Raw genomic sequence first — 13,887 nt, 5'->3', positions numbered from 1 at the left:
ACCAAGCTAAAAGCTAAGCTCCTCAATCCTGCACTAATATTACTTCTGCGCAGCAGCTTCGATATCTGCATATGCCCAGTGTGTTACTGGTACATCACTAAACGTTGGCGTAACTGCGGCAGTGAGTGGTGTGCGGTTGAACAATACGTTCAACACTTTCACCGCTTCCGCACGCGTCAGCTTGCTGTTCGGTTTGAATGTACCGTCGTTGTATCCGACCATCAGGCCAGCGGATTGCACGTATGCAATCGCATCTGCTGCCCACAGGTCTGCGGGTACATCTGTGAAGGAAACTGCTGTGCCATTCACGGTTGCTGCGCTCGCTTGTTGCTGCATCCAGCGATACGCAATGGTGGCCATCTGTGCACGGGTGATCGAACCTTCCGGTGCAAATTGGGTGTTGCTCATGCCGTTCATGATACCTGCGGATTGCGCTTTTTGAATTTCACTTGTTGCCCAGTGTGTCGCAGATACATCCTTGTAGCTCACGTTATTAGTGGAGCCTGCTGCCGCTTCAGTTGAAAGATTGCGAGCCAGCATGGCTGCCATCTGTGCACGTGTTACGAATGCATCCGGACGGAAATCTGCACCGAAACCTTGGATGTACGGCTGATGTTTACTTTGTGAAACTTTCAGCCCGTCCACCACAACGAGGGTGAATGTACTGAATTTGGTTACGGTAAACTCAATGCCTTCGCTGTTATCCGCGAGTTGCACCAGTTTGCCTTGAATCAATTCTTTTGTGCCGTCACTGTGCTCGATGTAGATCGCCAGGTTATCCAAAGCCTGCTGACGAGCAACCGGATCGGTCGGCAGACTATCACGCAGTGGCAATGTCAACGTCACTTCGCGGCTCTGCATATTTGTCTCGATCTCTACCGGACGAGCCAGTACGCGTACATTCGCATCCGGAGCAACCTGTTGAATCAACTGCTCTTTCTTCGCACGCTCTTCGACTTCTTTGCGCTCCGATTCTTTTTTCAGTGGAACTACGCGGAAGTACAGATCTTGATCGAATCCGGCGATGGAATTCGTCGGAACGGAAATCACTGCATTTTCAGTGGAAATTTCGAGTTTCAGCGAACCATCACTCAGTTCTTTCACGGCTGCCTTAGGCAGTTCAATACGTGTCTCTGACACGGAATCTTTGGTGTCTGGAATAACAATGCGTGCAGTGTTCATGTTCAATTGCTTCGCTTTTTCCACCGATTCCTTGGCAATCGCTTCGGTCAATTCCACCAAATCTTTAATGGTGCCGTTGGTTTCGGTTGTACGTGTGATTGGTGTCTTGGTCAGGTTCGTGCCGTTCGTTCCATTAACGTCAACCACGATCTGTTCTTGCTTCGTAGTTGGTGCAGGTGTAGATGTTACAGGTGAAGTCGTAGATGATCCGCCACCTGTGTTTCCACCCGGGTTAGGTGTTGGAGTATTACCATTATCTGTGCCGCTATCACCGTTCTGTGTGAAGACAAACTTCACGGCGCGGCCTGGCAGTTCATCGCTGATTGCTTTGTAACGAACCCATACTGTTTTGTTTCCACTAAGGTCGAGCTTATTAATGGAAGCAATATCAATCCAGTGCAACTTATTATCAAAGGAGATCTCCATCGTGTCGTCCAGACCTGTCAGGGTGTTATTGATGTCATTCCCCTTCACATCAGGAGCCGTAAAGAATCGGTTAAATACATATTGTAGATTACTAACATCCTCATAGCTCTCTTGCTCAGTGAGCAACCATTCCGCCAACTCCTTTTGGTCTTCAGGACTCAACTCTGCTCTTTTGGATAAATCAAGGGCGCCTGTACGATCAAACTTGTATTTGTTGAAGAATGCTTCACCTGTAATGTAATCATTCATAGCTGAATCAAGCCATTGATTCATTCGATCAACCTTGGTAGCCTTATTGATAGACTGGTATGGCGTAGTCAAAAGCCCTAGCACTACCATAGGTTCAACAATATCTCCTTGGAAAGTCCCCTCTAACTTCTCGAAGGCCACCGAATACAAGTATCTGTAGGCAAACACACTTTTGTCTACTTCGTTGGTACGTTTCAAGTATTCTTGACCAATACTACGATATTCTTCGCTTTGTTGATCATTAAAGGACACTGGCAAATTCGCTAACTTCTGGGCAAGTGCATCCAGCTTGTTTTTAAGAGTAATAAGTTCTTTTTGCTCCCAAACCGATTGTGCGAGGACACCAAGTTCAATCATGTATTGAACCTGTTCTTTATTTTTGAACTCTTTACTTACATATTGAATCAGGAACCCTGCAATGAAATTTTTGACCTGCGGGGTTAGAGCACCGTAGCCATCAGGAAGAGTAATACCCAAATCTGGATTCTCCATAGCTACACGCATAGCCGCTCTGTCACCATTAGTTTTTGCAGTATTTAAGACAGTCAATGGGTCAGCTTCGTTGTCATCTGGGAAAAATTTATTAAATGCAGTCTGAATTGCTTCGAAACTTGCATATCCACCAAGTGGTCTCTCACTAAGCATATGGTCTGCCAATTGTTCTCGTTCTTCGGGTGTCAGATCATGCACTTTACCTACATTCAAAGGAAAGCTTCCGAGTGGCGTTTCCGGGTTATCAGAGTTGTACGACTCGATATCCGATTGAATGTCATACATTTTGAACAGCGATTCCAACATACTTTCTGTCGTTTCAGCCCTATTTATAAACGGTGTGTCATCCACTGCCGTCTCCATATAAGAAAGAATTTTTCTTATTTCCAGGTTCCCTCTGAGTTTATTTTCAAATAAAAAGACCGTCATACTTCTATCAATCGTATCTGATTGGAGATACAGGTTTATACGTTTATAGTATCTATCTTCGGCACCAGGATAATCAAAATGCTCTATCCGCTCAGCTAGTTTCTCATAAAACTCATCAAGTATTTCTCTTGGGGCTGATCCCTCGATTTTGCGAGGAAGTTCAAGTGCTTGAAGAGCCAATTGCACCATATATTGTACCTGTTCCTTATTCTCATACCCTTCACTAGTCGGTGGATCTATGCGTAATAAATGCTTTATGATGGCCTCCTGATCCTCGTTAGACAAAGATTTGAAATCGGGATCAGCTATGAAATTTTTGTTACTCAGTAACTCGATTAGTTCAGGAGTGAAATCTGTATTCTCCCCCTGATCCTTTCTTTTTTTGATATCGTTGAATTGCTCCAACAAGGCTGAACTATTGGGTTCGAAAAAAGCATCAAACGCAGTTTGAACTTCGGATATTGTTTCATAACCATTTTGCGGCTTATGATCCACCATCCACTGTGCAAGTTCTTCTCTCTTTTGATTATCGTCTTCAATATCTTCCATCTTCTCCATCTGAACTGGAAAAGGGACTATACTGGAGTCTTCGGTACTCATCATTCTGGTCATTCGATTATGAACCATCATGGAATTGAGCGCTTCGTCCATGCCTGGTACATCATTAGCAGTATTAATTGGTCGATATTCCTCGATTAATGTTTTCATCAAAGTAAGCTGTGAAACATAAGATACCGAAACTTGTGATCTGTTCATGGAAGCTCCAAACATAGCAATATTCTTAAACATTGGCTTATCAGCACCACTCAATATGCTGTAGCCAACACTGGCCTCTACCATGTACTGCGCTTCGTCGAAAGGTAGAAAGTCTTCTGCCTGACTAAACAGACCATAGATCTCATCCAAAAGGTCCTGAGCATTATCTTCATTCATAAACTTAGGGATTTTTGACAAGTTATATAACACTGAGAAGACATACTCAACTTGGCTTTGACTCTCATAATCCATTTCCCGTGGCAGCAAAAAAATCATTCCTCGTGCCAATTCTTTCTTCTGTTCATCATTCAGCAGGTCATAAGTGGTGGAGATATCGGTCATATCTATTAAACTGCCGCTCTCCAACAAGCTTTGAACATCTGAAATAGCTACATCGATATCATCATCTGAACTTCTGATGTAGTTAAGTTGGTCCAACGGAGTAACCGGGTCAGCACTTGCAACCCCACCAACGCTAACCACCTGTAATAACAGAACCGCAATTAAAAGACAGCTTATCAGCTTTCTGTAGTTCATGTACTTGATCCTCCCTGTCTCATGTTTTTTTACATATAAATTCAATCCCTCTGATACGTAAGGCCTATTGTATTGCAATGCAATAAACAGAATCTAAACAAAAAGTGAAAATAAATGGAAAAAGATCCACCCTGTAGTACAAAAACAGGATAGATCTCAACTTTTTTCGTCATATTTCATTATTTTATTTTTAAAAAAGTATTCTTTTGGACCTATATAACTCCGACTCTTAAATCAAGGTGTACCCGCCATCCACATACAATGTGCTGCCGGTCGTAAACGTATTGGTCATCAGATACGTAACTGTATGTGCAATTTCTTCATTGTAGCCAACCCGCTTGAGCAGAGACAGCTTCTCGTAATCTTTAAAATGATCACCACGCGGCGTCCCTTCTTGACCCTCCCGCCAGATGGTTCCAGGGGATACAACATTCACACGAACCGGTGCCAATTCCACTGCAAGTGCCTTACCCAGACTCTCAATTGCGCCGTTACATGCAGCGTAGGAAGCACCCCCATCCAGTGGTCGCTGGCTGAATCCACCAGACATTAACGTGATCGAGCCGGAAGTCGAAAGAGACGGTGCAGCGTATTTAGCCGCAAAGTATTGAGGCCAGAATTTTCCTTTAAAACAACTCTCTGCCGTTTCCCGATCCGAAGTCAGTGGACCTCTAGTGTAGGCTGCTCCTGGCGTGAAGAGATGATCGAACCTGCCGATTCGGGCAAAAAATGCTTCGAGCTGTTGCTCATCCTGATTGTCCAATACATGAACTTCCACCACCGTTTCTCCAGCCACCCCTTTGCCCACAGCCTTCGTAATCTCTTCCTTTGCTTCCTCCAGTCTGGACGCCGATCTTCCCGCAATTATCACATGCGCACCTGCGGCAGCTGCCTGAATTGCCGTAGCCAGTCCGATGCCCGAGCTTCCCCCGATAATAACGACCCGTTTATTCGCCAATGTATACTGATTCATCTATGATCATCCTCTCATCTCCGGTTATATAAGTGCATGTGCGCTCACGTTGTGTTCATTATTCATGAAATGAAGAACGTTGAATAGTACGCATTTACATCGTACCTAGTATGAATATTCGTACTATTGGGACGGGATTACGACGGTTCCCCCCCCTCTTTTCACAGAGTCAATCAAGCAGAGATCGTGAAAATCCGATATGATAGAGATACATATTGTCGTATAAAACGAGGTGATTACTATGGATTTACAAGAACCCAGGTTACAGGGAGTATTAACAACGCTGGAGACCATTAATGGGAAGTGGAAACCCCTTATCTTGTTTATTTTATTAAAGGAAGGTACGAAACGATTTGGTGAACTACGACGCATGATTCCTGATGTAGCCCAAGGCACGTTAACGAAACAACTACGCGAGCTGGAGCAGGATCGAATTATTGTGCGTACGCTCTATGGGGATGTTCCACCGAAGGTGGAATACAGCCTGTCCGAACACGGTCAGACCATTGGTGCGTTATTGGACGGCATGTGTGGTTGGGGCAAAGCACATCTGAACTATTTGAACAGTACACAAGGTACCACTATGGATACATGAACACCTTCAATTCGAACTGTCGTGCTTGTGTAAGCCTTACCATTCCTCTATAATTTCGTTCAGATGCACAATATGGTATCGGGCGGAATCATCATCAGAGAAGATGCGCATTTAGCACGATGAGATGGAAGGGGAGGAGCTTCGTTGTTGCAGCTTTCGGAAAAACAGGCACAGGATATCGTAGATAAAATGATGCAGGACATTCCATACAACATCAACATCATGAATGAACATGGCATTATTATTGGAAGTGGTCAGAAGGAACGTGTGGGCAAAGTTCATCAGGGCGCTGTCCGCGCATTAACGACAGGAAGCATGATCGAGGTTTGGCAGGATGGTATACTTGAGAAGATGGGCACCAACGAACCGATTCTAATCAATCAGCAGCATGTCGGAGTCATTGGCATATCCGGTCATCCGGATGAAGTTCGGCCTTTCTGCAACATCGTGCGTACTACCGTATCTCTCTTGATCGAACAGCGTAATCAAATGGAAAGTATGGCTCATGAAGCTTCACGTAAAAAAGCCTTTATCGAACGACTGCTCAATCAGCCGGGTTCATACTCACAAAAGGTCAAAAAGGAAGCCCTGCAATACCGTATTGATCTGCAATTGCCAACCATTCTTCTATATGTCCGTCTTCCTAAAAACTCCTTGGCCGCTGAGATGGAGGTTAACCGCATATTGCTCCAAGTCCCTTCATTCTCTATTGAAGGTGATGGTGATGATCAGATTATTCTGATCCAGAATGAAGCAGACGTTGATCGGATAATCCAGCGTTTGAGACAGATCACACCCACAGCATTCATCGCCGTCAGCCAAAAAGAAGCGAATATCGCCACCAGTTACGAACAGGCCCGGTCCCTGATGAACATTATGGTGGCACTTCAACCAGACTCGCCGATCATTCGGTATGAGGATGTACCCTTTCTGGTACGATTCAGCGCGGCTGATCTAACACCTCATGCCAATATCATCAGCAAACTTGAGGATACAGCTGACCTGCTGGATACACTCCGCAGTTTTATCCAACATAACGGCAGTATGACCACGACAGCAGACCATCTCAATATTCACCGCAATACCCTTCAATATCGGCTCAAACGCATACAGACCCTTACGGGCAAAGATCCCCGTAATTTGCTGGAACTCATTGAACTTACACATGGACTACTCGCGTTCTACCAATAGCGTCAGAACAGCTTCGAGAATAGCAAAAGACGAGACACAGATCACCTGATTTCAGGCATATCCGCATCCCGTCTTTTTCAATCGAATTCCAATACGATCACGTAACTCCCCGTACGATCCCGATCGTCACTGATCTAAGATAGTAGACCCAGTTTCAACACCCTGGCAATATTCTCGGTTGTACGCTCCACATTCTCAGGGCCTTCCCGCAATAGTCGCTCCAGATCTGCTGCCCCGGGAACAATACCAAATATGGCATCAATGCCTTCCGCGTAAAGGGTCTCGATCCCTTCGCCCACGCAACCTGCAAGGGCAACCACAGGTTTACCCGCTTCCTTGGCTGCCCGAGCAACGCCATAGGGGGTCTTGCCAAATTTCGTTTGGAAGTCGATACCGCCTTCACCCGTAAATACCACATCCGCAGCAATCAACTTCTCACGCAACTCAGTATATTCAATGACAATTTCAATACCTTTACGTAGTGCAGCTTGTGTAAAAATCAAGAGTCCCGCGCCCAATCCGCCTGCCGCTCCGGCACCGGGTATATCACGGATGTCTTTGTGCAGCTGCTGCTTTACGACACCTGCATAATGGGACAGGTTCGCATCCAGCTGCTCAACTATCTCTGGGGTAGCCCCTTTTTGTGGACCAAACACCCTTGATGCACCATGCTCCCCACAGAGCGGATTGGTCACATCACAGGCCACAATGAACTCCACTTCCTGCAAACGCTCATCCAGACCCGACACATCAATCTGGGCCAGTTGATCCAAAGCCCCACCACCCCGCGCAAGCGGCTGACCCTGTGCATCCAGAAATTTCACACCAAGTGCTTCAGCCATGCCGGCACCACCATCATTAGTCGCACTGCCACCAATGCCGATGATGATTTTGCGTATGCCAAGGTCCAGACACGCTCGAATCAACTCTCCTGTTCCATAGGTTGTCGTCCGTAGCGGATCTCGGGTTTCTTTGGTTACCAGATGTATGCCACTGGCCGATGCCATCTCGATGGCCGCCGTTGTTCCGTCACCCAAAATGCCATACTGGGCAGTCACTGTCTGACCTAATGGTCCGCTCACCTCTTGCTGGTGAAGGGAACCGCCCGAAGCATCCACAAGGGACTGTACCGTGCCTTCCCCACCATCCGCCATGGGTACATGAATATAACCTGCCGTTGGATATATTTTACGCAAACCTTTTTCCATCGCGATACATACTTCTTTCGCTGTCATGCTTTCTTTAAACGAATCCGGTGCCAGAACAAATGTCTTCTCTCTAGTCCCTACAGTTTCTCTCATCTCTCTCACTCCATCCGTTAGATTAAAGGATAAATCCGTACAGTAACGTCGCTACGATAGCCATCGTGCCACCCACAATTGCCTCATATGGAATCACGCCCATCCGCTGACGAATCGTCATCTTCATGCTATCAGCCGACACGTGGAAGTAATTGCCCTGTGGCAGTGAATCAATAACGGTAGCCCCAGTGTGCACCATAACGGCAGCTGCGAGCGGCGCTGTTCCCATGTTCAGGATGGCATCACCGAAGGAGCCCGTTGCCAGAATAACCCCCGTTGACGTTGAAGCCGTTGCTGCCGCCATCAAAATACCCGCGATTGGTGCGAGGAAGGTACCGGATATTCCGGACGCTTCAATCAGACCCACCACCTGTCCTGACAGATCTGAAGCAGAGATGAGCCCTGCTATTCCGCCTGCACCTACCAGAATGAGCACAGTTGCGGTCATTTTGTTTAATCCTGCGGTGGAGTATTTTACGATGTTTCTACCTTGTCCCATCGCCAACATACCGATGATGCCTGCAATCGGCAGGATGTACATCGCATCCACTTTAAAAGTAGACAATGCTTCAATGCCCGCAATAGAGCCAATTGGATTGATCATCAACAAAATGATCGCAACCAACGGGGCAACAATGGCTTTGCCAAGTGGCGGGTATTGAGATGTATCTACATCACCCTGATCTGCTTCCTGATCAGAAACCATAACCCCTTTGTTCTTAAGCATTGAAGCTACAATTACAGTTACAATCAAGCCGCAGATCGCTGGAATTACGCCTGCCAGCATGACATTGCTCAGATCCAGATCGAACCCTCGCGCTGCTGCAATGGTATTGGGATTCGGGGAGATAATGTTTCCCGCCTTGCCTCCACCGGATAAGGCCAGCAGCAATGCCAATTTGGATATGCCCATTTTATTACCTACAGACAATGCAATCGGTGCAACGATCAGTACAGCTACGGGGATAAACACCCCAACGGCGGTGATGATCATCGTGGCCAGTGCTAGCGCCAGAATGGCTTTACTTCCGCCAAATTTCCGTACAATCGCCTGCGCTATCGTCTCTGCTGCTCCCGATTCCATCATCACACCCGCAAGCACCCCGGCAGCCAGCACACGAAGTACGGTTCCCATGACACTTTGTGTGCCATCCACCAGTATATTTACGGTCTCTTCCAGGTTAGCGCCGCCAATTAAAGCGCCTACAATTGCGCCCAGAAATAAAGAATAGACCGGATTCAGCTTTCTCAAAATCAAAATGATGGCAATAGCCAGTCCTGCCAGCGCGCCGATCCAGCTAATTGTTAATGGTTCCATTGTCAATTTCCCCCCATGCACTCGTTGAACACGCTTTCATTATAGTTGCTGGAGGCAAAAATAAATATTGATGAAAGGACGGAATTCATTGTGCATTTGCACAACACGAAGGACCGATTGTTCTCATTAACACCCTAGAGCACATTTTAAAACCCGGAAACCCAAGCGCTAAAGAATCTGAGACACGTTATACCTGAATAAATAGCCGTTTGCAGCGTTTTTATCAAGGGATTGCGGGAAATAACGTGTCTAATGTTCCTTACATTTTCAAAAGAGGGCCAAGAGGCCAAATAAGACGTCCTGTGTTCCTTAGAAAATCGTTCACTCATTCGCGGGATCAGCTCGGCTTGGGTTCAAGACTTTTGGGATACTAACATCCACACTTGTATAGCTTGCCTGACCTTGAAGATACAACCTAGAGGAGAACACGGTTTTCCATAATATTTTTCATGCTGATATGGGATTTGGAGGGTCCCAGCTTCACCAGTGAATCCTGGAACTCGGCAAGTTCTTCAATGGACGCCGTCTGTGCCTTGATCAGATAGTTATATTCACCGCTAATCCGATAGACATCCGTGACTTCGATGGCCTGTTCACAGAACTGGACCAACTCGTCGCAATGCTCTGTTTTGAGCAAAATAAACGTCGTGGTTCCACGGTTTAACCGGGCCAGATTATAGATGGTTGAATATCCCGTTATCACACCTCTTTCCTCCAGTTTCAGAATTCTTTCCTTAACCGAAGGTTGGGACATGTTAATTTCTTTGCTTATCTGTGCAACGGGGATACGTGCATGATGTTGCAACAAGCGCATGATCTGCTGATCGATCTCATCTATTATGTGTTCCATTTGTAAGACCTCCGAGTCGTCGCCTAATTTAATAAGGTTTTTCTAATAAATTAGCTAAAAATAGTTAGATTTCATCTCATTATATCCTTTGATATTGTATGGTTCCAATGCGATATCAACCCTATAATTTAGAATACAATCTGAAAAAGGAGCGATGAACTGTGAGTGTTATTGGACTTGCACATGTAGCCATTCAGGCTCGTAATTACGAAGATACTCTGGCGTTTTATACAAAAGCATTGGGATTCAAGGTCGGTCACTCCTGGAGTTTGCCTTCCTTCCACATTACCGAGGCATGTATGCTGATCTCTCCGGATCAGCGCACCTGCATTGAGGTATTTGACCCAAAAGCCGTCATTCCCGCCGAGGGTGAACCTGCCACCTCGCCTGAAGCGGTCCGGCACGGCGCACTATTACATTTCGCCTTTTACGTGCGTGATGTAGAAGACATCTATCAGCAAGCGCTCGCCCACGGAGCCAAAGCCTATGTTGAACCGGATTGGATATCGCTTGGCGAACCTGCACTTCGGGTTAGAAATGCGCTCGTCCACAGTCCGAATGGTGAAGTGATCGAATTCCTCGAAGAGGTTAATTTCGACCGTTCCTCATCCCCACCATTATCCATATGAAGTACACAAACAGCCTGTTGCCTCGTCATTCGTGGCAGCAGGCTATTTCATGGTTCGATTCCTTGGCAAGCATCAGCACACGCACCTACCCTACTCTTGCTCTGCATTCCCCAGCGTATACTCGCTTAGCTTCCCTTCATAGACCAATTGCAATCGTTCACTCTGGCGAAAATCATCCGGTGTCACCAGCGCAGGCAGCTTGTTCCACAACTTGATGCCTGAACGCTGCAGAATCTCGGCTACAAATTGGGAGCAGAAGTAGGAGTTGCTGAACTCCACCGGTTCCTTGAGCGTAATGCCGATCACGCCAAGCAGATTGTACATATATTTCTGGCGGCTGCGGATGAAGATGTGCAGCACGCGTTTCATCTTTTCCACTTCACGATCCGTCACCTGAAGCTCGTATATGACACATGTCGTATTAGGATACTTGCTGTATGTACCTGTCTGAATATCTTCCTTCACAAACCCGCCATTCAGCGGATTGCTCGGATGCTTGCGGCCGAAGCTGTACAGCTCGGTTAACTCCCGGTCAAATGAGATCGATGCGTGATTATATGGCGCTCGGGTATAGCTCTGAATAACCTTGGTAAACAACGTTCCTGTATTCGTAAGCAAGATATAGATGGAGCGTTCATCTGTCATAGCAAAATTTCCCCTTATCAAGTTGGCACTATTCCTTCATAATAACATAGGTACCCTATAATGGAATCTTACTTTGAATAAGCAGGTGATCGGTACGTGAGCAGTTCACTCTTTACACTAACGTTAATCTTCACAGCTTTACTTGTGATACATATCGTGTACAAAATCATTGCAAAGCTTCAGCCAAACAAAGACTATTCAGGCATCGGCCAAAAAATCAAAACCTGGTGGGGTATGTTTGTGATCTTCTGCCTCGCCACCCTTTTTAACCCCATCGTGTCCCTCATCTCCCTTATGGTGCTTGCATTCTTCTCACTCAAAGAATACTTCTCCATGATTCGCAGCACACGTAAAGCCGACCGCAGGCTGTTCCTGTGGGCGTATCTGGCGATTCCGGTTCAGTTCTACTGGATCTACATTGGATGGTATGGCATGTTTATCGTGTTTATTCCCCTATATGTATTCCTGGTGCTGCCCTTGCCACGCCTGATTAATAAAGGTACGGTCGGGTTCCTGCGCAGTGTCAGCTCCACACAATGGGGACTAATGCTGATGGTGTTTGGGCTGAGCCACCTGGCCTATTTCCCATTTGCCACACCGGAATACGGCTCTAAGCTGGTACTGTTTCTCGTCGTGTTAACACAGCTTAATGATGTGGTGCATTATCTGGTCTCTCTCTATCTGGGCAAACGAAAAGTGGTGCCTACCGCCAATCCATTTGTCACTTGGGAAGGGTTCGCGTGTGCGTTCATTGTAACGACAGCAACTTCTTATTTCATTCATCCCTACCTGACGCCATTTGATTGGAAATTCTCGCTGTTCATCGGGGTGTTGATCAGTCTGGCCGGATTCTTCGGCAGTCTGACGGTGTCTGTACTGAAGCGCGATCTGTTAATTGGAGATGACAACAAGTTCGATTCGCTCAAAAAAAGCTACCTGAGCCGGGTCGACAGCCTGACCTATACCTCTCCGGTTATGTTCCACGTGGTCCGTTATTTCTTTGACTTTATGTAGCAACAGATAGATCGGCGATCTTATAATTATGTATGTCAAAAAAAGCAGCCCCAGTGGCTGCTTTTTCTGTTCAACAGACTCCTGACGGAGCCTTCATGATATGCCTGCTACTTCAACGTAATTTCTTTCTCGGACATGATTTCGTTCCCCTTATCATTGGTGAAGACAAATGTCGCTTTGCCCCGCTCGCCCTTCATCTCATCCGAATAGATAAAGCCTGAGAACTGTCCATTGCCGCTAAAGTAAAAGCCATCTTCTCCATTTCCACCATGTTCAATGGCTTCCTGTAGCGAATTCACAATCGTCACCGTGTTAGACGTCCATCGCATCTCCGTTAGTGTATACCCCTTCGGAACCTGTTTAATTCCAAAATCAAAGCTGTTACCCTCGCTCGGTTTCTCCGACTGGTCAATGACGATCTCAATCTGCTCAGACGGTTCAGTGGATTCCGATTGAGCCGTAGGCTTGCCCTCATCACCACTGGCACTGCCTTTGTCATTGTTATTCTTCGCATCCGCATTCGGAACAGAGTTTTCTCCGGCTTCCTCTACAGGTTGCTTCGATTGCGGATAGGCGTGCTCCTGAACCGATTCATTATTATTCTTGGCGCCACAGGCACTAACTAATAGCGAAATACAGAGCACAGACATGCAAAGTGCAGATTTCTTTATATTTATTTTCATCATCTACTTCTCCCTTCATTCATCTTCAGCACGTATATCCAACACACCACTTACTAATCACTACACCATATCGTCCCACATGAAGCTCCATTATATGTAAATGATTAATAAATTCAGTATGTAACTGCACCTCGATGAATAAAAAAAGAACTCTGTTCATGACGTCATGCACCGTTTATTTTATCGATCAAACCCAGGCAAGACCAACACTTGTCCAATCTGAATGGCGTTATGCTCGATTTTGTTCACTTTCTTGATTGCTTCTACATACACACGAGTGTCCATCTGCTGAGGTTTATGTGCCAATGAAATGCCCCACAGTGTATCTCCCTGAGATACAACGATCTGGTCCCCCGACAACAATTGCTCATCCCCGGCAAATGCAGTGAATACAGCACTACACCCTATGATTATAATTAGAGTTATGGTGACGATCTTCACTAGCCAGGTTGGCGTCTTCACACGCTGCATGAATTGATCTTTAACATACATTGTGCGAGACTCGGACGTTTTGGTATAAGCGGATTCATAAATACTTTTGTACGTGGAATATTTCATTCTAGTCGACCTCCAAACTTTCGTTCCGCTAATCTTTAATTTCATGTTTACCTATGTAT

At 46.1% G+C, this 13,887-nt stretch carries 12 protein-coding genes; 4 read left to right on the top strand and 8 right to left on the bottom strand.

Annotated features, from left to right (window positions below; all coding sequences use genetic code 11):
• Window positions 1–39: 39 nt before the first annotated feature.
• A complete protein-coding gene (locus MKX68_RS11920; protein WP_340911751.1) occupies window positions 40–4,071 on the bottom strand; it encodes an S-layer homology domain-containing protein in 4,032 nt (1,343 codons plus the stop codon).
• A gap of 229 nt (window positions 4,072–4,300) precedes the next feature.
• Window positions 4,301–5,044 (bottom strand): SDR family oxidoreductase, encoded by a 744-nt coding sequence (locus MKX68_RS11915; protein WP_340911748.1) that lies wholly within the window; start codon window positions 5,042–5,044, stop codon window positions 4,301–4,303.
• Between the two features lie 241 nt (window positions 5,045–5,285).
• Here MKX68_RS11915 and MKX68_RS11910 point away from each other — a divergent pair, with 241 nt between their 5' ends.
• Window positions 5,286–5,639, top strand: coding sequence for a winged helix-turn-helix transcriptional regulator (locus MKX68_RS11910; protein ID WP_133386322.1), 354 nt, complete (start codon window positions 5,286–5,288; stop codon window positions 5,637–5,639).
• A 144-nt stretch (window positions 5,640–5,783) separates the two neighbouring features.
• Window positions 5,784–6,830 (top strand): CdaR family transcriptional regulator, encoded by a 1,047-nt coding sequence (locus MKX68_RS11905; RefSeq protein WP_340911744.1) that lies wholly within the window; start codon window positions 5,784–5,786, stop codon window positions 6,828–6,830.
• A 134-nt stretch (window positions 6,831–6,964) separates the two neighbouring features.
• Here the strand turns inward: MKX68_RS11905 and MKX68_RS11900 are convergent, their stop codons facing one another.
• The 3 genes from MKX68_RS11900 to MKX68_RS11890 form a co-directional block, all read right to left on the bottom strand.
• Window positions 6,965–8,131, bottom strand: a complete 1,167-nt coding sequence (locus MKX68_RS11900) for a glycerate kinase (protein WP_340911741.1) — start codon at window positions 8,129–8,131, stop codon at window positions 6,965–6,967.
• A 22-nt stretch (window positions 8,132–8,153) separates the two neighbouring features.
• Entirely contained in the window at window positions 8,154–9,449 is a 1,296-nt protein-coding gene (locus tag MKX68_RS11895; RefSeq protein ID WP_340911739.1) for a GntP family permease, read from the bottom strand.
• A gap of 415 nt (window positions 9,450–9,864) precedes the next feature.
• A complete protein-coding gene (locus MKX68_RS11890; RefSeq protein WP_340911737.1) occupies window positions 9,865–10,299 on the bottom strand; it encodes an Lrp/AsnC family transcriptional regulator in 435 nt (144 codons plus the stop codon).
• 161 nt (window positions 10,300–10,460) lie between these two features.
• On the opposite strand from MKX68_RS11890, the gene MKX68_RS11885 reads away from it, so the two are divergent.
• On the top strand, window positions 10,461–10,928 hold the full coding sequence (locus MKX68_RS11885) for a VOC family protein (protein WP_340911735.1): 468 nt from the start codon (window positions 10,461–10,463) through the stop codon (window positions 10,926–10,928).
• 90 nt (window positions 10,929–11,018) lie between these two features.
• On the opposite strand, the gene MKX68_RS11880 is transcribed toward MKX68_RS11885, so the two are convergent.
• Window positions 11,019–11,573, bottom strand: a complete 555-nt coding sequence (locus tag MKX68_RS11880; RefSeq protein ID WP_062836632.1) for a hypothetical protein — start codon at window positions 11,571–11,573, stop codon at window positions 11,019–11,021.
• Between the two features lie 96 nt (window positions 11,574–11,669).
• On the opposite strand from MKX68_RS11880, the gene MKX68_RS11875 reads away from it, so the two are divergent.
• Window positions 11,670–12,587, top strand: coding sequence for a phosphatidate cytidylyltransferase (locus MKX68_RS11875; RefSeq protein ID WP_340911731.1), 918 nt, complete (start codon window positions 11,670–11,672; stop codon window positions 12,585–12,587).
• A gap of 107 nt (window positions 12,588–12,694) precedes the next feature.
• On the opposite strand, the gene MKX68_RS11870 is transcribed toward MKX68_RS11875, so the two are convergent.
• Together MKX68_RS11870 and MKX68_RS11865 are read right to left on the bottom strand one after the other, a co-directional pair.
• On the bottom strand, window positions 12,695–13,270 hold the full coding sequence (locus tag MKX68_RS11870; RefSeq protein ID WP_340911728.1) for a hypothetical protein: 576 nt from the start codon (window positions 13,268–13,270) through the stop codon (window positions 12,695–12,697).
• A 180-nt stretch (window positions 13,271–13,450) separates the two neighbouring features.
• A complete protein-coding gene (locus MKX68_RS11865) occupies window positions 13,451–13,828 on the bottom strand; it encodes a LysM peptidoglycan-binding domain-containing protein (RefSeq protein WP_338589408.1) in 378 nt (125 codons plus the stop codon).
• Window positions 13,829–13,887 lie beyond the last annotated feature (59 nt).

The sequence above is a fragment of the Paenibacillus sp. FSL M8-0212 genome (genome assembly GCF_038004645.1).
In the GTDB taxonomy this organism is placed as follows: domain Bacteria; phylum Bacillota; class Bacilli; order Paenibacillales; family Paenibacillaceae; genus Paenibacillus.
The sequence above is the reverse complement of the archived record's forward strand: the minus strand, read 5'-3'. Positions and strand labels throughout refer to the sequence as shown.

Coding starts and splice junctions, on each gene's coding strand:
- MKX68_RS11920 (WP_340911751.1), bottom strand. CDS start 4,071: ATGAACTACAGAAAGCTGATAAGCTGTCTTTTAATTGCGGTTCTGTTA.
- MKX68_RS11915 (WP_340911748.1), bottom strand. CDS start 5,044: ATGAATCAGTATACATTGGCGAATAAACGGGTCGTTATTATCGGGGGA.
- MKX68_RS11910 (WP_133386322.1), top strand. CDS start 5,286: ATGGATTTACAAGAACCCAGGTTACAGGGAGTATTAACAACGCTGGAG.
- MKX68_RS11900 (WP_340911741.1), bottom strand. CDS start 8,131: ATGAGAGAAACTGTAGGGACTAGAGAGAAGACATTTGTTCTGGCACCG.
- MKX68_RS11895 (WP_340911739.1), bottom strand. CDS start 9,449: ATGGAACCATTAACAATTAGCTGGATCGGCGCGCTGGCAGGACTGGCT.
- MKX68_RS11890 (WP_340911737.1), bottom strand. CDS start 10,299: ATGGAACACATAATAGATGAGATCGATCAGCAGATCATGCGCTTGTTG.
- MKX68_RS11880 (WP_062836632.1), bottom strand. CDS start 11,573: ATGACAGATGAACGCTCCATCTATATCTTGCTTACGAATACAGGAACG.
- MKX68_RS11870 (WP_340911728.1), bottom strand. CDS start 13,270: ATGAAAATAAATATAAAGAAATCTGCACTTTGCATGTCTGTGCTCTGT.
- MKX68_RS11865 (WP_338589408.1), bottom strand. CDS start 13,828: ATGAAATATTCCACGTACAAAAGTATTTATGAATCCGCTTATACCAAA.